Source organism: Azospirillum sp. TSH100, assembly GCF_004923295.1.
Classification (GTDB): domain Bacteria; phylum Pseudomonadota; class Alphaproteobacteria; order Azospirillales; family Azospirillaceae; genus Azospirillum.
In genome coordinates this window covers 63,903-85,767 of sequence record NZ_CP039634.1, presented here as the reverse complement: position 1 = coordinate 85,767, position 21,865 = coordinate 63,903, and the positions used below count along the sequence as shown (strand labels likewise).

The window sequence follows — 21,865 nt, the reverse complement described above, 5'->3', positions numbered from 1 at the left end:
TCGGGTATGGCGGCCGAGATCGGTTCACGTCCGGACGTTCCAGCCGCTCAGTTGGCCTGACGGCGCAGGAAGGCCGGGATGTCCAGTTCCTCCTGCTCACCCGGCTTGGCATCGGCCCGCGGGGCCGGCGCCTGCGGCTGCGGAGCGGTGGGGTAGCCCGGCGCCGGCTGCTGCGGGGCGGACTGCTGCGGCTGATAGACCGGCTGTTGCGGGGCTGCCGGATACTGATGGCCCGCCGGATAGCCCTGGTGCGGAGCCTGCGGCTGCTGCTGCGGGTAGGCCGGCTGCTGCGGATAGCCCTGGGGAGCCGGCTGATACTGCTGCGGGGCCGGCTGCGGCTGGTAGGCCTGCGGGGCCGGCTGGGGAACGGGCTGCGGCGCCGGCGGGTGCGCCGGCTCGGACTTGCGGCCGAGGCCGGTCACCAGACCGAACAGGAAATTGCCCTTGCGGGCCGGCGCCGGTTCCGGCGCGGGGGCCGGGGCCGGACCGACGGACAGGCCGCCCGGATGCTGCTGATGCGCCTGGGGAGCGGCGTGGTGGTGATGCTGCGGAGGCGCCATCGGAGCCGGCTGCTGCGGCTGGTGCTGGGGCTGATGCTGCGGATGCTGGTGGCCCTGCATCAGCGGCGCCTGCGGGGCGTGCTGCTGGTGGGCCGGCTGCTGCGGGGTCGACAGCGGCGCGGTGCCGACGGTCACCGGCTGGCGCGGGGCATCGGCGGGCTTCGGCGCGAAGAAGTGGCCCCCCTGATTCTCACCATGCAGCGGGCCGGTGGCGGGCTTCGGCGCTTCGACATGCGGCTGATGCTGCTGGACCGGCTGCGCCGGATCGTGCTGGATGGCGGCAGCACCGGCGGTGACCGGCTGCGGCGTGCGCAGGCCGGCGGCGGCGCTGGGGATCGCCGAAGCCTGGGCGGCGGCCGGAGCCGGGGCACCGGTCAGGTTGCCGGGGGCCGCCGGCTTCTTGGCGCGATCGCCGGGGACGAGCGACAGGTTGACCGGGTGCAGGGTGCGCGGGTTGCTCATCGCCGCTGCGTCGATGCCGGTGGCGACGACCGACACGCGCATCACGCCGTCCAGCGAGCTGTCGAAGGTCGAGCCGAAGATGATGTTGGCATCGGGATCGACCTCGTCACGGACGCGGTTGGCCGCCTCGTCGACCTCGAACAAGGTCATGTCGTAGCCGCCGGTGATGTTGATGAGGACGCCGCGGGCACCCTTCATCGACACGTCGTCCAGCAGCGGGTTCGAGATGGCGGCCTCGGCGGCCTCGATGGCACGGCGTTCGCCACCGGCCTCGCCAGTGCCCATCATCGCCTTGCCCATCTCGGTCATCACGGACCGGATGTCGGCGAAATCCAGGTTGATCAGGCCGGGCATCACCATCAGGTCGGTGACGCCGCGCACGCCCGAATGCAGAACGTCGTCGGCCATCTTGAAGGCGTCCGCGAAGGTCGTCTTCTCGTTGGCGATGCGGAACAGGTTCTGGTTCGGGATGATGATGAGGGTGTCGACATACTGCTGAAGCTCGGCGATGCCGCCTTCCGCCAGCCGCATGCGGTGACCGCCCTCGAAATGGAAGGGCTTGGTGACGACGCCGACGGTCAGGATGCCGCGCTCGCGGGCCGCGCGCGCGATGACCGGGGCAGCACCGGTGCCGGTGCCGCCGCCCATGCCGGCGGTGATGAACACCATGTTGGAGCCTTCGAGATACTGGACGATCTCGTCGATCTGCTCCTCGGCCGAGGCCCGGCCGACGTCCGGCTTGGAGCCGGCGCCAAGGCCGCGGGTGGTGCCGGTGCCCAGCTGGATGCGCTTCTCGCACAAGGAACCCTTCAGCGCCTGCGCGTCGGTGTTGCCGACGACGAAGTCCACGCCTTCCAGGTTCGACTTGATCATGTTGTTGACGGCGTTGCCGCCGGCCCCGCCGACGCCGAACACGGTGATGCGCGGCTTCAGTTCGGGCTCGATCTGGGGGATGGTCACGTTGATCATTCTGTGCAGGCCTCCACAACCTGTTTTCGTTGGGTTTGATGTTTGATATGCCGCGACCGGCGCCCGGTTGTGTCCGGTGTCTGTCCGTTCGGGAATCGGTGAATGGCTGCGGGCGGAATCATCTAGAGATTCTCCCGCAGCCACAGGCCGACGCGGCCGAGGAGTCCGGATGACGCGACCGCCTCTTGGCCGGTCACCATCAGCTCCGTCGGGTTGCGGACGGCGTGTAGAAGAAGGCCCGCCACCGTCGAGAAGGCCGGACCGCCATGCGCTTCGTTGAGGCCGGCGATCCGGGTCGGGCGGGCGATGCGGACCTGCTTGTCCAGGATGGGGGCGGCCATCTCGCGTGTGTTGGGCAGCTGGCTGGCGCCGCCGGTCAGCACGACGCGCCGGCCGACCAGCTGGGAATGGCCCGACTGCTCGATGGCGCTGCGCACCTCTTCGAAAATCTCTTCCATCCGCGCCTGGATGATGCTGACCAGGAAGGAGCGCGGGTGGCTGGCGGTGCCGCTGCCGCTGCGCTCGTCCTCGCCGATCTGCGGAACCTCGATCATCTCGCGCTCGTCGGCCGGGTTCACCCGGGCGCTGCCGTAAAGCACCTTCAGCCGCTCGGCATGGACCAGCGGCGTGGCCAGTCCGTGCGCGATGTCGTTGGTGACATGACGGCCGCCCAGGGGCACGAAGCCGGTCCACACCAGATTGCCCTCGGCGAAGATCGAGATGGTGGTGCCGCCGCCGCCGATATCGACGCAGGCCGCGCCCATCTCCATCTCGTCCTCGACCAGACAGGCGAGGCCGGAGGCGAAGGGGCTGACGACAATGGACTCGATGTTCAGGTGGCAGCGGGCGATGCAGGCGTGCAGCGTGCGGATGGCGCCGGCCGCGGCGGTGACGACATGCAGCTGGGCGCCCAGCGTATGGCCGCTCATCCCCTTGGGATCGCGGATGCCGCGGCTGCCGTCCAGGCTGAAGCCCAGCGGAATGGTGTGGATCAGCGCCTGATCTGGGCCGGCCTGCAGGGTGCGGGCATGGGCCATGGCGCGGCGGATGTCGCCCTCCGTCACCTCCTGGCCGGAGACCGGAACGGTGGCGGTGAAGGCGTGGGAGCGCGGATGGCCCATCGACAGGTTGACGACGACGTCATGCACCGTCTCGCCGGCCATCTGTTCGGCGGCATGCACGGCGGCGCCGATCGAGGTCTCCGCCGCCTCCATGTCGATGATGGTCCCGGCGCGGATGCCCGTGGCGATCTGATGGCCGACGCCGATCACGCGGAGGGAGCCGGGCTCCTCCATCCGCGCGATGACGCAGCACACCTTCGTCGAGCCGACGTCCAGCGCCGTGACGATCCCGCCACGGGCCGGCCGCTTCGGCTTCTTGGCACCGTTGAATCCCATCCCGAACATACCCCCCAAGACTTTCCCTCTACTCCTGTTGTCCGTCGATACGCTCTTCCCCACAAGAGTCTGTCGCCGGCCACCCTTACGATTTCTTGCCGTTCTTCTTCTTCGTGTCGTCCTCCCAGCCCGGAAGCTGGGCGGTGGCGGAGGTCTGGATCGCCGCCTTGTCGGGCAGGCGCAGGTCGATGGCGACGATGTCGCGGTCCAGCACATGGCTGGCCGTATGCATCTGCTCCAGCTGACGCAGCGCGCGGCGCATCTCGGCGGTGCCTTCCGGCAGCTTCACCGTCACGCCGTTGCTGAGCTGAAGGTTCCAGCGGCGGTCGCTGATCCAGCTGGCCGAGGACAGCATCGGCGCGATGGTCGGCGCGCCGTCCAGCGCCGACAGCAGGGTGTGGACCTGCTGCGGCGCATTGGCGCCGATCACCTGCGGCAGGGTCTCGATCCGCTGGTTGCCGCGGCGCGCCAGTTCCGCCGCGTCGGCCAGCGGCCGGCCGGCGCGGTCGATGACGGTGAACTGGCGGTCATGTTGCCAGATCGCCATCGGTTGGCGTTCGGACAGGCGGATGTAGAGGAAGCCGGGCAGCCGCCGCTCGATCGAGGCCGACGACACCCAGGGCAGTTCCTCCAGCCGCTGCTTGGCGTCGGCGAGGTCGATGGACAGGATCGGCTCGCCCCGGCGCACGCCCAGCGCGTCGAGAACCACGTCGCGTTCGGTCTCGCTGCGGCCGACCACCAGGATCTCCGACAGGCGGAAGCCCATGTCGCCGGTCAGCCGGATGACGCTTTCCTGCGCCGCCTCGATCGTGTCTGCCAGATTGCCGCGCTTCCAGGCGGAGCCTGCGGCGGCAGTCAACCCCAGCACCGGCACCAGCAGCAGCGCCGCCTTGACAGCGGAGCGGGTCCAGCGCGGCCAGGCACGGCGTCGCTTGCCCTTTTCCGCCGATGCGGCCATGGCGCGCGGCGGGGTCGGCATCTCGTCCCGGGCGCGCGCACCGGCGGCGGCGCGGAAGTCCGGGTTGGCCATCAGGCGAGCTGACATGCGGCATTCTCCACCAGCCAGCCGACCAGCGCGCCGTAGGTGATCCCCACATGCGCGGCCTGTTCGGGCACCAGCGACAGGGGCGTCATGCCCGGCTGGTTGTTGATCTCCAGGAAATACAGGCCGTCCGTTCCCGGCCGGCTGTCATCCCAGCGGAAGTCGCTGCGCGACACGCCCCGGCAGCCCAGGGTGTGGTGCGCCAGCACCGCCAGCCGCTTCGCCTCCTCCGCCACGGCCTCGGGGATCGCGGCGGGGATGGTGTGAACGGCGTGGCCGGCACTGTATTTCGCGGTGTAGTCGTAGACCTGAGCCTGGAAGACGATCTCGGTCACCGCCAAAGCGCGGTCACCCATGACGCCCACGGTCAGTTCGCGACCGGGGATGAACTCCTCGACCAGCGCGCGCTCCCCGAAAGTCCACGCATCGCCGACCGGGCTGTTCTGCCCCTCGCGGACCAGGGTTACGCCAACGGTCGAGCCTTCGTCCACAGGCTTGACGATATAGGGCGCCGGCATGGGGTGGGCGCCGCCGGTGATCTCCCCACGGGACAGCACAAGACCCTTGGGCGAGCGGATGCCGACGGTGTCCAACACGCGCTTGGTCATCGCCTTGTCCATCGCGACGGCGGCGGCCTGGACGCCCGAATGGGTATAGGGCAGGCCCAGGAACTCCAGAACGCCCTGGATCGTCCCGTCCTCGCCGCCGCGGCCGTGCAGGGCGTTGAACACCACGTCGGGGCGCGGGCTGGTCAGGGCGTGCATCAGTCCGCCCAGGTCGCGCTGCACGTCGATGGCGGTGACGCGGTAACCTTCCTCCTCCAGCGCCTTGGCGACGCCGGCCCCGCTGACCAGCGACACCTCGCGCTCGGCCGACCAGCCGCCCATCAGGACGGCGACATGCTTCTTGTGGGCGTGGAGCAGGGCTTCGGTCATTGTGCTGTGCTTCCTTCGGCGGCAGGGATGCCGATACGCTTGATTTCCCAGTCCAGCATGACGCCGCTGGTCTCGAACACGCGGCGGCGGACCTCCTCGCCCAGCGCTTCCAGCTGGGCGGCGGTGGCCGTGCCGTTGTTGATCAGGAAGTTGCAGTGCTTTTCCGACACCTGGGCATCGCCGATGGACAGGCCGCGGCAGCCGGCCCTGTCGATCAGCTCCCAGGCCTTGAACCCCTCAGGATTCTTGAAGGTCGAGCCGCCTGTGCGCGAGCGGACCGGCTGGCTGTCGGCGCGCTTGTCGGAGATCTCGGCCATGCGCCGGGCGATCTCCAGCGGATTGCCGGGCTCGCCGCGCAGCACGGCGCCGGTGAAGATGCAATCCTCCGGGGCGGCGCTGTGGCGGTAGGTGAAGCCCATGCCGGTATGGCTGAACGCCAGCCGCCGGCCGTCGCGCGCCACAGCGGTGGCCGACACCAGCACGTCGGCCAGCTCGCGGCCATAGGCGCCGCCGTTCATGCGCAGGGCGCCGCCGATGGTGCCGGGAATGCCGGACAGGAACTCCAGCCCGGCGATGCCGGCGTCGCGGGCGACCATGGCGACGTTGAGGTCGAGCGCCGCGGCACCGGCGGTCAGTGTCATTCCATTCGCCGCGATGTCGGTGAAGCCGCGGCCGAGCCGGATGGTGACGCCCGGCACGCCGCCGTCCCGCACCAGCAGGTTCGAGGCGACGCCGATCACCGTCACCGGCACCTCGGCCGGCAGCGCGGCCAGGAAGTCGGCGAGATCGTCGGCATCGGCCGGGCGGAACATCACCTCCGCCGGCCCGCCGACGCGGAACCATGTCACCGGCGCCAGCGGGGCATCGGCGGTCAGCCGGCCGCGCACAGCGGGCATCCGCTCGATCAATTGACCGTCAGGGGCGCTCATGCGCGGCGCCGCCGTCATCGCGTCGCGCCATAGAGGGCGGCCAGCTCGCCCGGCAGGGCGTTCGCCCACTGGGTGATGTTGCCGGCGCCGAGGCAGACGACGAAGTCGCCGGGCTTGGCCATCTCGCGCACCACCTGGGCCAGTTCCTGCTGGGTGTGCAGGGCCACGACATGGCGGTGACCATGCATGCGCAGGCCCTCCACCAGGCTGTCGCGGCTGACACCCTCGATCGGAGCCTCGCCGGCGGCATAGACGTCGGCGACGATCACGGCGTCGGCGTCGTTGAAGCAGGTGCAGAACTCCTCGAACAGGGCGGCGAGGCGGGAGTAGCGGTGGGGTTGGACCACGGCGATGGTGCGGCCTGTGCCAGCGGTGCGCGCGGCCTTCAGCACGGCGGCGATCTCCACCGGATGGTGGCCGTAATCGTCGATGACGGTGATGCCGTTGGCCTCGCCGGTCTTGGTGAAGCGGCGCTTCACGCCCTGGAACTTGGCCATGCTGTCGCGCATCACCACGTCGGGCAGGCCCATCTCGTTGCCCACGGCGAAGCAGGCCAGCGAGTTCTGGACGTTGTGCGGCCCGTACATCGGCAGGCGCACGCCGGCGATGGCGCGGCTCTCGCCGGTGTGGCGGTCATAGATCAGCACGTCGTACTTGGCGCCGTCCGGACCCAGTTCCACGTTGACCGCGCGGATGTCGGCCTGCGGCGAGAAGCCGTAGGTGACGATGCGGCGGTCCGACACGCGCGGGATCATCGCCTGCACCTCGGGATGGTCGATGCAGAGCGCCGCAAAGCCGTAGAAGGGGATGTTCTGCACGAAGCTGTCGAAGGCCGCCCGCGCGTTGTCGAAGGTGCCGTAGAAGTCCAGATGCTCCGGATCCATGTTGGTGACGACGGCGATGCAAGCCGGCAGCTTGACGAAGGTGCCGTCGCTCTCGTCCGCCTCCACCACCATCCAGTCGCCGGTGCCGAGCCGGGTGTTGGAGCCGTAGGCGTTGATGATGCCGCCGTTGATGACGGTCGGGTCGAGGTTGGCGTGCTCCAGCATATGGCCGACCATCGAGGTGGTCGTGGTCTTGCCATGGGTGCCGCCGATGGCGATCGCCCATTTCAGGCGCATCAGCTCGCCCAGCATCTCGGCGCGGCGGACCACCGGCACCAGGGCGGCACGGGCTGCCACCACCTCCGGATTGTCGCGCTTGACGGCGGAGGAGACGACGACGACGGCCGCGCCGGCGATGTTCTCGGCCCGATGGCCGACGAACACCTTGATGCCCAGCTCGCGCAGGCGCTTGACGTTGGCGTTCTCGGCAAGGTCGGAGCCCTGGACGGTATAGCCCAGGTTCCGCAGCACCTCGGCGATGCCGCTCATGCCGATGCCGCCGATGCCGACGAAGTGGATGGTGCCGATCGAGAGGGGGAGGGCGCGCATGTCAGGCTTACTTTCCGCGGCGAAGCATCAGGCGAAGGGTGGCGTCGACCGCCCCGTCGGACAGGTCGTTGGGGAGGGGTTGCGATCCGTGGATCATCGACAGGCGGTCGCGCAGGAAGCCGCCTTCGGCGAGGAAGCGCGGCACCAGCGGACAGCCCGGACGGTTGTACCAGCCACCCTCGGTCCGCGTCATGTCCGCCGGCCAGTCCTGCAGCGGACGCGGCGTCGGCCGGGTCAGATTCCGCATGGGTTTCATCATTCCGCGGCCCCCTTGGCGCTGGCGCCGGCGGACGAGCGCCGGGCGTGGTGGGATTGGTCGTGGTCGGAGTGGGTGTGGTGGGTAAGAGTGGCCGGGCCGCCGCCCAGCATCGCCAGCACGGCGTCGGCCAGCGCGGTGGCGGCGTCGGCGGTGCCCCAGTCATGGGCGGCGCGAGCGGCGTCGGCGAGCGCCTGCGGATCGGCCAGCAGGGTGGACAGCCGCTCCGCCAGCGCGCTTGCGGTGAAGGAGGGTTGCGGCACCAGCCAGGCGGCCCCGGCCCCCGCCAGATGGCGGGCGTTGGCGGTCTGATGGTCGTCGGTGGCATGCGGGTAGGGCACCAGGATCGCCGGACGGCCGACGCAGGTCAGCTCGGCGATGGTGGAGGCGCCGGCGCGCGTGATGGCGAGGTGGCAGGCGGCCAGCCGTTCCGGCACATCGCGGAAGAAGGTCTGAAGCTCCAGCCGGGCAAGGCCGAGCGGTTCCAGGGCGTCGCGGGCAGCCTCCAGATCCTCCGGGCGGCACTGCTGCGCCAGATGGATGCGGGCGCGCATCGCCTCGGGCAGCAGGGCCAGCGCCGCGGGGATCACCTCGGAGAAGACGCGGGCGCCCTGGCTGCCGCCCATCACCAGCAGGCGGACCGGGCCGCCGGCCTGCGGCGCCTCGTAGGGAGACAGGCGGCGGGCGGCGATCGCCGGGCGGACCGGATTGCCGGTGCGGACGATCTTGGCGCGCTGCGTCTCGCCCAGCTTCTCGATGTCGGGGAAGGCGACGGCGATGCGGCGCGCTCCGGCGATCAGCATCCGGTTGGCGCGGCCCAACACGGCGTTCTGTTCGTGCAGCAGGGTCGGCAGCTTCGACTGGATGGCGGCATAGACGGTGGGGACCGACGGGTAGCCGCCGAAGCCGATGACCGCTGCGGGATCGAGCCGGCGCATCAGCGCCCGCGCCTCCAGCAGGCCGAGACCCATCTGCAGGGCGGCCTTCAGCTTGCCGACGATGCCGGCACCGGGGGATGCGGCGCGAATGCGGTGGACCGCAACCTCCGGCAGGCTTTCGCCGAAGGCGTGGCCGCGCTTGTCGGTCACCAGCGTCACCGCACGGCCGCGGGCCAGCAGCTCGCGTGCCAGCGCCTCGGCCGGGAACATGTGTCCGCCGGTGCCGCCGGCCGCCAGCACGATCACCTTGTTGGCGTCGGCGTCGAAGCCCGCATCGAATCCCGTTGCGCTCAAGTCGGTCGGCCTCCTCATTCCGCGGGGCCGAAGCGTTTGCGTGTCAGTGCCAGAACCATACCCATGCCGAACCCGAGAGCAAGCAGCGAGGAGCCGCCGTAGGAGATGAACGGCAGGGTCATGCCCTTGGTCGGCATAAGATGCAAGGACGAACCCATGTTGATCGCTGCCTGAAGCCCGAACTGAATCAGAAGACCGGCGGCGGCAAGCAGGACGAAGTAGTTGTTGTCATTGAAGACACGGGCGAATCCGCGCAACACGACGAAGGCGAACAGCACCACCAGCCCAAGGCAGAAGATCAGGCCCAGTTCCTCGCCCGCCACCGCGAAGATGAAGTCGGCATGGCTGTCGGGCAGATAGAACTTCACCGTGCCCTGACCGGGGCCGGTGCCCATCAGTCCGCCGTTGGCGAAGGCCTCCAGCGAGCGGTTGACCTGATAATTGTCGCCGGCATGCGGGTCGAGGAAGCGGTTGATGCGGCTGGTGACGTGCGGCAGCGTGTAATAGGCGCCGACCAGACCGACCACGCCCAACCCGCCGAGCCCCATCACCAGCACCAGGTTCAGCCCGGCCAGGAAGAACTGGGTGAACCAGACTGCGGAGACGACGAAGGTCATGCCCAGATCGGGCTGAAGGATCAGGCCGGCCATGGTGATGCCGTAGAGCGCCATCGACACCAGGGCGCCGGGGAAGCCCGGGTTGGTGCGCGACAGCGAGAACAGCCACGCCGCCACCACGGCGAAGGCCGGCTTCACAAACTCCGACGGCTGGATCGACAGGCCGGGGACATGGATCCAGCGGCGCGCACCCTTGATCTCCACGCCCACCACCAGGGTGGCGTAGACCAGCGCCACCGAGATCAGGAACACGCCCAGCGCCACCCGGCGCACGCCGCGCGGGCTGAGCAGCGAGACGCCGATCATGATGACGACCGCGGGGATCAGCATCATCACGTGGCGTTCGACGAAATAGAAGGTATCCTGGATGCCGATGCGCTCGGCCACCGGCGGGCTGGCCGCCGTGATCAGGACGGTGCCCAGGAACATCAGCAGGGCGACGGCGCCCAGCTGCCAGCGGTCGACGGTCCACCACCAGCGGCCGAAGATCGATTGGTCGGTGCGGTCGAAGGTGATCATGCAACGCCCCCGCTGGTGCCGTCCCCGGTGTGCTCATGCGCGCTGATAACGCCCGCGACATAGGCGGCGAAGGCCTCGCCACGCTTCTCGAAATTGGCGAACTGGTCCCACGATGCGCAAGCTGGGGACAACAGCACGCAAGCGCCGTCCAACCGCTCCGCCAAGGCCAGTCCGGCCGCCTTCGCGGTCGCAACATCCAGCGTTCCGCAGCGTGTATAAGCAACGCCTTGTGCGTCAAGCCATGCGGCGAATTGTTCCTGCGCCTCGCCGATCAGGAAGGCGTGCCGGACGCGCCCCATATAGCCCTCCAGCCCCTTCAGCCCGGTGTCCTTGGCCTGCCCGCCGAGGATCCAATAGATCGGGTCGAAGGTCGCCAGCGCCTTTTCCGTCGCGTCGGCGTTGGTCGCCTTGCTGTCGTTGACGAAGCGCACCCCCTCCAGCGTGCCGACCAGCTGCTGCCGGTGGGCGAGACCGGGGAAGGTCGCCATCGCCGCGACGATCGCCGGCACCGGCAGGCCGGCGGCCTTGCAGGTGGCAAAGGCGGCGGCGGCGTTCTGCCAGTTGTGGGTGCCCAGCAGGCTGGGCAGCGCCGACAGTTCCGCGACGCGGACCGCCTCGCCTTCGGTGTCGTCGATCAGCCAGCCCCCGGCGGCATAGACGCCGCCGGGCACCGGTCCCTGGGCGGAGATCGGCCAGATGCGCTGGTCGCCGGCAGCGACCAGATCGGCGTGGATCTTCCGGCAATGCTCGTCGTCCACCCCGATCACCGCGGTGCGCGGCCGGGTCTGGCGGTGGAAGATCAGTTTCTTGGCGGCGATGTAGCCTTGCATCCCGCCATGGCGGGCGAGATGGTCGGGCGTGATGTTCAGCAGGACCGCGATGTCGAAGGTGATGGAGTGGGTCAGCTCCAGCTGATAGCTCGACATCTCCAGGACGCAGGTGCCGCCGGACCCGATGGGGTCGAAGGTGAGCACCGGCGTGCCGAGGTTGCCGCCCACCGCCGCCTTGCGACCGGCGGCGGCCAGGATGTGGCCGATCAGCGTGGTGGTGGTCGACTTGCCGTTGGTGCCGGTGATGCCGATGAAGGCGCAGTCACGCTCCGCCCGGCCAAGCAGCTCGATGTCGCAGATCAGTTCGATCCCCAGCGCCTTGGCACGTTCGGCCACCGGATGCGGCTTGGGGAAGGTGTGGGGAATGCCGGGCGACCAGACGATGGTCATCAGGTCCGACAGGTCGGCGGTGGCGAGATCGACCACGGCGAAGCCCTCGGCCTCCGCCGCGGCACGGGAGGCGGGGTTGTCGTCCCACACCCGCACCTCGGCCCCGCTGTCGCGCAGCGCGCGGGCGGTGGCGAGGCCGGATTTGCCCAGCCCCATCACCGCGACGGGCAGCTCCTGCATGTAGAACAGATCGATCATCGCCGGTCCCCCCTCAGCGCAGCTTCAGCGTGGACAGGCCGACCAGCGCCAGGATCGAGGCGATGATCCAGAAGCGGATCACCACCGTCGGTTCGGCCCAGCCCTTTTTCTCGAAGTGATGGTGCAGCGGCGCCATGCGGAACACCCGCTTGCCGGTCAGCTTGAAGGAGGCGACCTGCACGATCACCGACACGGTCTCCAGCACGAACAGGCCGCCGATGATGGCCAGCACGATCTCGTGCTTGGTCACCACGCTGACGGCGCCAAGGGCGCCGCCCAGCGACAGCGACCCGGTGTCGCCCATGAAGACCATGGCGGGCGGGGCGTTGTACCAAAGGAAGCCCAACCCGGCGCCGACCAGCGCGCCGCAGAACACCGCCAGTTCGCCGGAGCCCGGTACGTGGTGGATCTGAAGGTAGTTGGCGAAGATCGCGTTGCCCGACAGGTAGGAGATCAGGCCGAAGCAGCCGGCGGCGATCATCGTCGGCACGATGGCAAGCCCGTCCAGCCCATCGGTCAGGTTCACCGAGTTCGAGGCGCCGACCATGATGAAGGCGCCGAACGGCACGAAGAACCAGGACAGCTGGATCAGGAAATCCTTGACGAAGGGGACCGCCACGCCGCCCGACAGGGGAGGGGCCGACACCCACATGATCAGTGCCGAGGCGACCAGTCCGATGGTGATCTCCCAGCCCAGGCGGAAGCGGCCGGACAGCCCCTTGGTGTTGCGCTTGGTCAGCTTCAGGTAATCGTCGCCGAAGCCGATCAGGCCGTAGCCGATCGTGACCAGCAGGACGATCCAGATATAGGCGTTGGTGATGTCGGCCCACAGCACGGTGCTGACCGTCATGGCGATCAGGATCATAAGGCCGCCCATGGTGGGCGTGCCCTTCTTCTTGAAATGGCTTTCGGGGCCGTCGGCGCGGATGGGCTGGCCTTCGCCCTGCTTGCGCTTCAGCCACGCGATCAGGCGGGGGAAGAAGACGAAGCTGATGACGAGCGACGTGATCACGGCGCCGCCGGTCCGGAAGGTCAGGTACCGGAACAGGTTGAACGGCGAGAAGACGTCGGCCAGACCGAAGAGGAGGTTATAGAGCATTTGGGTCCGTCAGCCTCGCGGGCCTTGCTGGCCTTGAGCGGCCGCCTGCGGCTGGTTGGTGGTTCGGGAGGCCGCTTTGTCCTCGCTTTCGCGCCCGCTGTCGAGTGCCGCGAGCGCATCGACGATCAGACCTGTACGACTGCCCAGCGACCCCTTGACCATGATAACGTCGCCGCCTTTTACGGCCCCGGTCACGATGGGGGCCAGCTCCACGCTGGTTTCGGCCCAGGCGCCGCGCATCGCTGCCGGCAGGCGGTCGAACAGCGCCTTCATGTGCGGCCCGCAGGCATAGACGGCATCGACCTGCGCGGCGCGCAGCGGTTCGGCCAAACCGATATGCAGGGCGTCTGCCCGCTCCCCCAGTTCCCGCATGTCGCCCAGCACGGCGATGCGCCGGCCGCCGGCGCCGGGGTCGATCTTGCCCAGCACCTCCAGCGTCGCCGCCACCGCCGCCGGGCTGGCGTTGTAGCTTTCGTCGATCAGGGTGAAGGCACCTTGCGGCAGCTGTATGCGCTTGCGGGTGCCGCGGCCCTTGACCGGCTGGAGGCTGGACAGGGACCTGGCGGCGGCGGCCGCGTCGGCACCCATCGCCTTCACTGCCAGCAGCACCGCGAGGCTGTTCATCACCCAATGCTTGCCGGGTTGCGACAGGCTGTAGTGCAGACGCTCGCCGCGGATGACCGCGGTCACCGAACTGCACGTCGCGTGCAGTGAGCAGTCGACCAGCCGGGCATCGGCTTCCTCATGGGCGCCGAAGCTCCAGATATTGGTCAGGCCATGGCGGCGTGCGGCGGCGGCCAGCCGGGCATACTGCCCATTGTCGCGGTTCAGCACGGCGACGCCATCGGCTTCCATCCCCTCGAAGATCTCCGCCTTGGCGTCGGCGATGGCTTCCACGCCGGAGAAGAATTCCAGATGCACCGCCTCGATGGTCGTGATGATGGCGACATGCGGCTTGACCTGCCGCGACAGCGGCCCGATTTCACCGGCGTGGTTCATCCCCAGCTCAAAAACGCCATAGGCGCTGTCGGCCGGCAGGCGGGCGAGCGACAACGGCACGCCCCAGTGGTTGTTCAGGCTGCCTTCGGTGGCATAGGTCGGCCCCTGCGCCGACAGGACGTGGCGCAGGGTCTCCTTGCTGCCGGTCTTGCCGACCGAACCGGTGACGGCGACCATGCGGGCACCGCAGCGCGCCCGGGCCGCCGCACCCAGCGCCGCCATCGACTGCAGCGTGTCGGCCGGGGCGATCAGAAGCGGCGCGTCCGCAGGAATCCCGTCCGGGAGATGATCGACCAGCGCGGCGACGGCTCCGGCGGCGAATGCCGCGCCGACGAAGGCGTGGCCGTCGAAATTCGGGCCGCGGATGGCGACGAACAGATCGCCCGGCGCAACCTTGCGGCTGTCGATGGTGACGCCGGTGGCGGTCCAGGCGGATGGGCCGGCCAGACGCCCGCCGGTGGCGGCTGCCGCATCCGTCGCGGTCCAGAGAACCGCCTTCTCCGTCTTGTCCCCGCTCATGCTCCAACCTCCGCTACGGCTTTCCGGGCCTCGTCCGCGTCGTCGAACGGACGCACCTCGGTGCCGATCGTTTGTCCCTGTTCGTGGCCCTTGCCGGCGATGACCAGCACGTCGCCGGGCTGAAGCTGCCGCACCGCGGTGCGGATCGCCTCGGCCCGGTCGCCGATCTCCTCCAGCCGGCCAGCCAGTTCCCCGGTGGCCCCGGCCAACACCTCGCTCCGCACGAAGGCGGGATCCTCGGTGCGCGGGTTGTCGTCGGTGACGATGGCGCGGTCGGCCAGTCTGGCCGCCAATGCTCCCATCACCGGCCGCTTGCTGCGGTCGCGGTCGCCGCCGCAGCCGAAAACCGTCACCAGATGGCGCGCGGCATGCGACCGCAGCGCCAGAAGCACCGTTTCCAGCGCGTCCGGCGTGTGGGCGAAATCAACATAGACCGTCGCCCCGTTGGGGTGGGTCGCGACATGCTGCAGCCGGCCCGGCACGCCTTCCAGCGAGGGAAGGGTGGCGAGCGCCTGTGCGGCGTCGCCGCCTGAACCGATGACCAGACCCAGTGCGCAGAGCACGTTCCAGGCCTGGAAGCGACCCGCCAGCGGCAGGTCCACCGTCACATCGCTGCCGAGCACGGACAGGGCGAGGCGCTGACCATGGGCCAGCGGCTCCACCCCGGTCACCCGAAGCTCGGCGCCGGCCAGACCATAGGACAGGACGCGATGGCCACGTTCGTTACAAATTGTGGCAAGAAAACGAAAGTCATCACTGTCCGCGTTCAGAACGGCGGTGCATCCTGACGGTAGAACACGTTGGAAGAGCATCGCCTTGGCGTCGCGATACGCCTCCATTGTGCCATGATAGTCCAGGTGATCGAGCGTGAGGTTGGTGAAGCCGGCGGCTTTGATCGCCACACCGTCGAGCCTGAACTGCTCCAGGCCGTGGCTGGACGCTTCCATCGCCAGATGGTCGATGCCGGCATCCGCGGCGGCCGCGAGGTCGCGGTGGAGCGAGACCGGGTCCGGGGTCGTCATCCCGCCATAGCCGTGCAGGCCGGGGCAGAGCAGGCCCAAGGTGCCCAGGCTGCCGGCGGAGAGGCCCATGCGGGCCCAGATCTGTGCGGCGAACTGGACCGTGGATGTCTTGCCGTTGGTGCCGGTGACCGCCACGACCGTTTCCGGCTGGCGCCCGCCATGGAAGGCGGCGGCCATGTGCGCGAAGGCGAGGCGGGGCTGCGGATCGGTCAGGAGGACGGCGGTCGAGCCGGCAGGCAGTTCGGTGCCCTCGGCCGCGAGCACGGCGACGGCGCCCTTGGCGAGCGCATCGGCAATGAAGGCGCGGCCGTCGGCCTTCACGCCGGGAAGAGCGGCAAAGACGAAGCCGGGCCTGACCGCCCGGCTGTCGGCGGTCAGCCCGGCGATGTCGGGGTCGGCCACACGGAGCGTGGCGTCAGCGGGGCTTGGTCTGAGTTGGGAAAGACGCAACGGTGCTTCCCTTCGGCGGGGGTGGGGCGGTGACCGGCGGCATGGACTGCTGCCAGTTGGTGGAACCGGCGGCGTTGAGGTAGGTGGAGTTCAGAATCTCGGGTGCGTTCTCGTCGACGATCGGCACGTTCAGCAATGGGCCGATCTGCTTGACGATGCGGCCCACGGCCGGGGCGGCGACCCAGCCGCCGGTGGCGTAGCCGTATGTCTTGGCCGTGGCCTGCGGCTCGTCGACCAGAACATAGACGATGTAGCGCGGATCGTTCATCGGGAAGGCGCCGAGGAACGACGACATGCGCGAGTTCTTCTGGTAATGCTTGCCCTTCTGCTTGTCGGCGGTTCCGGTTTTTCCGCCGACGACATAACCCTTCACTTCGGCCGACTTGCCGGTGCCTTCGGTGACCACGAAGCGGAACATGCGCCGCATCATGTCGGAGGTCTGGCGTGACACCACCTGTTCGGTCGGAACCTCGCCGTCGGGCTGGCGCTTCAGCAGCGTCGGCTTGTGGAAGAAGCCGCCGTTGATGACGGAGGCGGCCGCCGCCACCGTGTGCATCGGGCTGACCGAGATGCCGTGGCCGAAGGAGATGGTGTAGCTGTTGACCTCGCGCCACGGGTTGGGCACCAGCGGCCAGCCGCTTTCCGGCAGCTCCAGCCCGGTGGGCTTGGTGAAGCCCATCCTGGTCATGAAGGCCTTCTGTGCCGCCACGCCGACCTGCTGCACCATGCGCACGGAACCGAGGTTGGAGGAGTGCTGGAACACTTCCGCCACGGTCAGGGCACGGTGCAGGTTGTGGTAGTCGTTGATGGTGAAGCGGCCGATCTTGACCGGGTGCGCGGCATCGAACATGTCCGATACCCGGATCTTGCCGGTGTCGAAGGCCAATGCAGAGTTGAAGATCTTGAAGGTGGAACCCATCTCGTACACGCCGAGCGTCGCCCGGTTGAACAGCGTGTCGGGGTTCAGGCCGGTCGGGTCCTGCGGGTCGAAATCGGGCAACGAGACCATCGCCAGCACTTCGCCGTTGCGCACGTCGAAGACGATGCCGGCGGCGCCGATGGCGCTGAACTCCTGCACCGTGGCGGCCAGTTCCTTCTTCAGGACATGCTGCAGCCGCAGATCGATGGAGAGCTGAAGCGGCGTTCCCGGTTCCTCGGTCAGCCGCTTGTTGAAGCCCTGCTCCATGCCGGCGAGGCCGTTGTTGTCGATGCCGGTGAAGCCGACGATGTGCGAGGTCAGCGGACCGGCCGGGTAGAAGCGGCGCTCCTCCCGCTCGAACGCGACTCCGGGGATGCCCAGGCGATGGACGGCGGCCTGCTGTTTGGGCGTCAGGTTCCGCTTCAGCCAGACGAAGCGGCGGTCGCCGCTCAGCTTGTTGAGGACGTCCTTGTAATCCAGGTCGGGCAGGGCGCTGACCAGCTTCTGCGCGGCCTCTTCCGGGCGCGAGACCAGCTTGGGGTCGGCGTAGAGCGACTGGGTGACCAGCGATGTCGCCAGCAGGTTGCCGTTGCGGTCGGTGATGTCGGCACGGTTGGTGGTGGTCTCACCGATTTCCAGCGCCACATGCTGGCGCGGGTCGCCGCCGCCGGCAAGCAACGTGGCCATCGCCAGCTTGACGCTGATGGCGGTGAAGACGGTCGTGACCACGGCAGCCGTCACCATCAGGCGGTAACGGCTCTGTTCCAGCGCAACCGCCAGCGAGGTCCGCGGGTTGGCGGACGGCTGCGGGGCCGGCTGGGGAAAGGGCGAGGGCGCCGGCGGCGGCACATAGGTGCTGCCGATGCTGGCGCCGGGCTGGCCGTAGCCGGCCGGCCCGCCGTGGTCGTGACCGTTCATCGATTGGCCCCCAGGCGCGCAACGAGCAGCCCGAGGCTGTCGGTCGGCTTGGGCTGATAGGAGGGTTGCTGGGCGGCGGGAGCCGCGGCGACGACCTTGGCAGATGCCGGAGCCGGGGTCGGTCGGGCGGCCAGTTCGGTCGGACGTGCGGTCGATGCATTCGGCGCCAGTTTGCCGGCGGCCGGCGCAGCCGGGGCGATGCGATCGGTGGACTTCTCGGCCGGCGCGCGGGCGGAGCCGGGAACCAGGGCAGCCGGCTTGATCCGGCTGCGTGACGGGTCGGCCAGGCCACCGGAGGAGGGCAGGGACGCGGGCACGACGACCGGCGCGCGTTCCAGCGCCTTGTCCATCGGCAGCGGCTTCGCCAGCACCGGCGCGCTGACCGGAACGATTCCGGCGGCGGTGCTGTTGGGGGTGGCGGGCGCGCGGGCAGCGGCCAGCTGCGGATTGCCGGTTCCGGGCGCACGCACCATCGGCGGCAGCGGGGCGACGCCGGGCAGGGCGGGAGCCGGCGGCGGAACCGCATCGGCCGGGCGCATCGGGATCACGTCCATCGCGAGATACTGGCGCGGCTCGGTGGGCTTCAGCGTCAGATAGGCCTGCGCCATCTGTTCCAGCTTGGTGGGATCGTTCAGATAGCTCCACTCGGCCTTCAGGACCTGGATGGACTCCTGCTCCTGAACGATCTTGCGGTTCAGCCCGGCGAGCTTCTCCTCCAGATCCTGGACGTCGTAGCTGGTCTGGAACAGCACGCCACCGGCGGCCGCGATCAGGCCGCCCCAGAACAGCCAGGTCTTGCCTTTCATGCTGCCTCCTTGCCGGACGCCGGAAACGCGGGCGCCTCGGTGCGTTCAGCCCCGCGCAGCCGGGCGGACCGGGCGCGAGGGTTGTTGCGGGCTTCGGCCTCGCTCGGGTCCACGGGTTTCCGGGAGAGCAGGCGGAAGGATGGGTGATGCGCCGCGACCGCGGTCACGGGCGTATGGCGGGACGGGGAGGGCGGCGGCGAGGAGCGTTCCCGCAGGAACGCCTTGACCTCGCGGTCCTCCAGCGAATGGAAGGAGACGACGGCGAGACGCCCGCCGGGCGCCAGCAGCGACTCGGCGGCGGACAGGCCGCGCCGCAATTCGCCCAGTTCGTCGTTCACATGGATGCGCAGGGCCTGGAAGGTGCGGGTGGCCGGGTCTATCCCGTCGCCCTTCCCCTTCGGCACCACCGAGCGGATGACGTCGGCAAGCCGCGCCGTGCGCTCGATCGGCGCCTCGCGGCGGGCGGCGACGATGGCGCGGGCGACGCGGCGCGCCATCCGTTCCTCGCCAAGCTGATAGATTATGTCCGCCAGTTCCGCCTCTTCGGCGGTGTTGACCACGTCGGCGGCCGTCGGCCCATCCCGTCCCATCCGCATGTCGAGCGGGCCGTCGAAGCGGAAGGAGAAGCCGCGCTCCGGCTCGTCGATCTGGGGGGAGGAGACGCCGACGTCGAGCGCCACGCCGTCGACCTTGTCGACACCATGGGCGGCCAGCAGCTTGTCCATGTCGCCGAAACAGCCCTCGATCACTTCCAGCCGTCCGGGGAACTCCTGGACCAGCACACGGCCGCGCTCGATCGCGGCGGGATCGCGGTCGATGCCGATGACCCGGCAGGAGGCCGATTCCAGCAGGGCGCGGCTGTAGCCGCCAGCGCCGAAGGTGCCGTCGACGTAGAGACCGCCCGCGCGCGGGGAAAGTGCTGCGATCACCTCGTCCAGCAGGACGGGAATATGGATGCGGGTGTCCGTCATCAGGCGCCCTCCCCGCTCCGGCTTGCGGCGCCGCGCGAGGCCTTGGCGACGATCTGGCTCAGCGAGATGTCCTTGCGCACGACCTGCTCGCGCAGTGCGGCCTCGTGGGCCTTCAGGGCGTCTGGTTCCCAAATCTGGAAGGTCTTGCGGCGGCCGATGAAGGCGGCCTCCTCGGTGATGCCGGCGAACTCCGCCAGTTCCTTGGGCAGGACGATGCGGCCTTCGGCGTCGGAGGAGACGGGGATCAGCTTGCCGAAGATGAAGGTCTCGATCATGTCACGCTCGTCTGCATCGAGGTCGGGGGATTCGAGGCTTTCGGAGAGGACGTCGAGATAGTCCTGGTCGGCGCCTTCCAGCGCCTGGTGGTTCAGCGAGGGCCAGAGATAGACGGTGCTGGGAGCCGACGTTTTGGCAAGCGACTGCCTGAACTGTGCCGGGATCGACACACGCCCTTTCCTGTCAACTTTGTTGACGTATGTGGACAGGAAAACGGCCATAGGCCCGGCGATCCCCCCTGCTATCCCCCATGCGCGGTCGGGTGCTCCGCGCTAGCCCCGCTTGGCCCATTCAGCCCGTGCCCCCCGGTGTTAACCAGAATGGGTAAGAGCCCCCCTTAAATGGGCATTCTTGGGATAGCATGGGACGGCATGGGCGTCAACGGCCCCCCGAGTATTCAGACGGGGGTGTCAAGACTTTCGAGTCAGGCTGTGGCATCGGCGCAAGTTGGTGTACGAAATTTCTGAATCATCGCAGTATTATGCTGGACTCGCGCCGTGTGGATAAAGTTATCCACATACGTTCCATGAACGTTCCAAAGTTTTAAGAAAATTCTATGTATGCATGGTTTGTCCGACGGTCGAATCGACCCCCTCGGACGGCATAGAACCTTGGGTGGGAAACTCCGGTCCGGCATGGGATGGCATGGGAAATCGCCCCACAGTTATCCACCGGCTGTGGATTAGTCTGGGGAAAATGTGGAAGGGAGCGTGCACATTCTGGGGATGGCCGTGAGAAAGCCCGGCAGACCGCGGGGTACGGGGGGAGCGGTGTTCGCATCCACCCTGTGGATGACGCCGGTATGGTCCGTCAGCTGCCCACGCCGTCCCATGCCGTCCCGTCAAAAGAGGCAGGGCAGGGGCAAACGGGTGCCGTCATGGGGCGCCATGGGATCGGGGGCCCCGAGGGGAGATCCGTTTTGGGACGAAATGGGCAAAGGAACTGGGAAAGCGCCAGATGGCCTGTAAGCCGGGTTCTGTATCCCGCCCCGAAGGGCAGGCGATGGCCATTCGTCTGGGACGCCGGTTGCCCGGACGCCTCGCGCGACCAACCCGAGCGGCGGCGCGGAAACGCGCTTGACCCACGCCCGTCCCGTTGCGGGGACGGTGGTCGGGCCGCTCCTATTCGGTCTTGCTCCCGGTGGGGTTTACCGTGCCGTCCCCGTTGCCGGGTCCGCGGTGCGCTCTTACCGCACCCTTTCACCCTTACCTGCGTCGAAACGCCGGCGGTTTGCTTTCTGTGGCACTGTCCCTAGGGTCGCCCCCGCCGGCCGTTAGCCGGCACCGTGTTTCCGTGGAGCCCGGACTTTCCTCCCCCGGCCGAAACCGAAGGCGGCCATCCGGCCATCTGGCGCGGTCGTTCATATAGAGAAGTGGGCGTGGGGGCAAATCCCAAATCGCGGGTTCTGGTTCCTACCGCCCGGTCATCCGCAGCAGCGCGCGCAGGCGGCGCACCGTCTCGGGGTCGGCGGCGCCGGTCAGGCGTTCAGGATGGAAATGGCGCTGGAAGGACAGCAGCGCCCGCGGTTCGGCCGGGTCGTACCCATGGCGTCCCAGCAGGACGGCGACCTCCGCGTCGGTGAAGGGAGCGTCGTCGGTCTGGGACGGCGTGGGCCACAGCCCGATCCCCTGGGCGGCGAGGCCGGGCCAGTCGAACAGTTCGCCCGGATCCTCCTTGCGGGCGGGCGCCACGTCGCTGTGACCCAGCACGTCGGCGGGGGCGATGCCATGGCGGCCCATGATGCCCAGGCAAAGTTCGGCCACCGCCGCCATCTGCGCGGGCGGAAAGGGGCGGTAGCCGAACTCGTGGCCGGGGTTGACGATCTCGACGCCGATGGAGCGGCTGTTGATGTCCTCCGCCCCGCGCCAGCTCGACCGGCCGGCATGCCAGGCGCGGCGCTCCTCCGGCACATGGGTGTAGATAGTGCCGTCCTCGTCCACCGTGTAATGGGCGCTGACCTGGGCCGCCGGGTCGCACAGCCGCTCCAGGGCGTGGGCTGCGGTGGGCATGCCGGTGTAGTGCAGGATCAGCAGGTCCACCCGCGTGCCCTCTGCCCGCGGGCCGTGGTTGGGAGAGGGAAGGTCGATCCGGCGGAAACTGCTCATGTCGGCATCTTA

18 protein-coding genes and 1 other RNA gene are annotated in these 21,865 nt (G+C 68.9%); all 19 read right to left on the bottom strand.

The genetic code is table 11. From position 1 onward, the window contains the following. Positions 1–47: 47 nt before the first annotated feature. The gene (gene ftsZ / locus E6C72_RS00395) at positions 48–1,991 is read right to left on the bottom strand and encodes a cell division protein FtsZ (RefSeq protein ID WP_109086225.1); all 1,944 of its coding nucleotides are present in this window, start codon (positions 1,989–1,991) and stop codon (positions 48–50) included. Positions 1,992–2,113: 122 nt separating this feature from the next. Beyond that, complete coding sequence (gene ftsA / locus E6C72_RS00390; protein ID WP_109086291.1) at positions 2,114–3,388, bottom strand: cell division protein FtsA; 1,275 nt, start codon at positions 3,386–3,388, stop codon at positions 2,114–2,116. An 85-nt stretch (positions 3,389–3,473) separates the two neighbouring features. Next, positions 3,474–4,433 (bottom strand): cell division protein FtsQ/DivIB, encoded by a 960-nt coding sequence (locus tag E6C72_RS00385; protein WP_109086224.1) that lies wholly within the window; start codon positions 4,431–4,433, stop codon positions 3,474–3,476. After that, positions 4,418–5,365 (bottom strand): D-alanine--D-alanine ligase, encoded by a 948-nt coding sequence (locus E6C72_RS00380; RefSeq protein WP_109086223.1) that lies wholly within the window; start codon positions 5,363–5,365, stop codon positions 4,418–4,420. The genes E6C72_RS00385 and E6C72_RS00380 overlap by 16 nt, the downstream gene beginning before the upstream one ends. After that, complete coding sequence (gene murB / locus E6C72_RS00375) at positions 5,362–6,294, bottom strand: UDP-N-acetylmuramate dehydrogenase (protein WP_247875749.1); 933 nt, start codon at positions 6,292–6,294, stop codon at positions 5,362–5,364. The genes E6C72_RS00380 and murB overlap by 4 nt, the downstream gene beginning before the upstream one ends. Positions 6,295–6,308: 14 nt before the next feature. Beyond that, the gene (gene murC / locus E6C72_RS00370; RefSeq protein ID WP_109086221.1) at positions 6,309–7,727 is read right to left on the bottom strand and encodes a UDP-N-acetylmuramate--L-alanine ligase; all 1,419 of its coding nucleotides are present in this window, start codon (positions 7,725–7,727) and stop codon (positions 6,309–6,311) included. A gap of 7 nt (positions 7,728–7,734) precedes the next feature. Beyond that, the gene (locus tag E6C72_RS00365; protein ID WP_244592762.1) at positions 7,735–7,974 is read right to left on the bottom strand and encodes a hypothetical protein; all 240 of its coding nucleotides are present in this window, start codon (positions 7,972–7,974) and stop codon (positions 7,735–7,737) included. Positions 7,975–7,982: 8 nt separating this feature from the next. Then, on the bottom strand, positions 7,983–9,131 hold the full coding sequence (locus E6C72_RS00360; RefSeq protein ID WP_247875757.1) for a UDP-N-acetylglucosamine--N-acetylmuramyl-(pentapeptide) pyrophosphoryl-undecaprenol N-acetylglucosamine transferase: 1,149 nt from the start codon (positions 9,129–9,131) through the stop codon (positions 7,983–7,985). A gap of 98 nt (positions 9,132–9,229) precedes the next feature. Next, positions 9,230–10,351, bottom strand: coding sequence for an FtsW/RodA/SpoVE family cell cycle protein (locus E6C72_RS00355; protein ID WP_109086219.1), 1,122 nt, complete (start codon positions 10,349–10,351; stop codon positions 9,230–9,232). After that, positions 10,348–11,769 (bottom strand): UDP-N-acetylmuramoyl-L-alanine--D-glutamate ligase, encoded by a 1,422-nt coding sequence (gene murD / locus E6C72_RS00350; RefSeq protein ID WP_109086218.1) that lies wholly within the window; start codon positions 11,767–11,769, stop codon positions 10,348–10,350. Before murD ends, E6C72_RS00355 begins: the two co-directional genes overlap by 4 nt. A 13-nt stretch (positions 11,770–11,782) precedes the next feature. Beyond that, on the bottom strand, positions 11,783–12,868 hold the full coding sequence (mraY, locus tag E6C72_RS00345) for a phospho-N-acetylmuramoyl-pentapeptide-transferase (protein ID WP_109086217.1): 1,086 nt from the start codon (positions 12,866–12,868) through the stop codon (positions 11,783–11,785). A 9-nt stretch (positions 12,869–12,877) separates the two neighbouring features. After that, positions 12,878–14,386, bottom strand: coding sequence for a UDP-N-acetylmuramoylalanyl-D-glutamyl-2,6-diaminopimelate--D-alanyl-D-alanine ligase (locus E6C72_RS00340; protein ID WP_109086216.1), 1,509 nt, complete (start codon positions 14,384–14,386; stop codon positions 12,878–12,880). Next, positions 14,383–15,810 carry a UDP-N-acetylmuramoyl-L-alanyl-D-glutamate--2,6-diaminopimelate ligase gene (locus tag E6C72_RS00335; RefSeq protein WP_169055113.1) on the bottom strand — a complete coding sequence of 476 codons (1,428 nt, stop codon included), beginning with the start codon at positions 15,808–15,810 and terminating at the stop codon, positions 14,383–14,385. Before E6C72_RS00335 ends, E6C72_RS00340 begins: the two co-directional genes overlap by 4 nt. A gap of 13 nt (positions 15,811–15,823) precedes the next feature. Then, a complete protein-coding gene (locus tag E6C72_RS00330) occupies positions 15,824–17,695 on the bottom strand; it encodes a penicillin-binding protein 2 (protein WP_109086214.1) in 1,872 nt (623 codons plus the stop codon). Next, positions 17,692–18,501, bottom strand: coding sequence for a hypothetical protein (locus tag E6C72_RS00325; protein WP_109086213.1), 810 nt, complete (start codon positions 18,499–18,501; stop codon positions 17,692–17,694). The genes E6C72_RS00330 and E6C72_RS00325 overlap by 4 nt, the downstream gene beginning before the upstream one ends. Further along, positions 18,498–19,472, bottom strand: coding sequence for a 16S rRNA (cytosine(1402)-N(4))-methyltransferase RsmH (rsmH, locus tag E6C72_RS00320; protein WP_109086212.1), 975 nt, complete (start codon positions 19,470–19,472; stop codon positions 18,498–18,500). The genes E6C72_RS00325 and rsmH overlap by 4 nt, the downstream gene beginning before the upstream one ends. Further along, positions 19,472–19,918: a division/cell wall cluster transcriptional repressor MraZ gene (locus E6C72_RS00315; RefSeq protein ID WP_014248340.1), complete on the bottom strand. Its 447-nt coding sequence runs from the start codon at positions 19,916–19,918 to the stop codon at positions 19,472–19,474. Before E6C72_RS00315 ends, rsmH begins: the two co-directional genes overlap by 1 nt. A gap of 779 nt (positions 19,919–20,697) precedes the next feature. After that, positions 20,698–21,099, bottom strand: an RNA gene (gene rnpB, locus E6C72_RS00310) — RNase P RNA component class A. A gap of 61 nt (positions 21,100–21,160) precedes the next feature. Next, the gene (locus tag E6C72_RS00305; RefSeq protein WP_109086211.1) at positions 21,161–21,853 is read right to left on the bottom strand and encodes an N-acetylmuramoyl-L-alanine amidase; all 693 of its coding nucleotides are present in this window, start codon (positions 21,851–21,853) and stop codon (positions 21,161–21,163) included. Positions 21,854–21,865 lie beyond the last annotated feature (12 nt).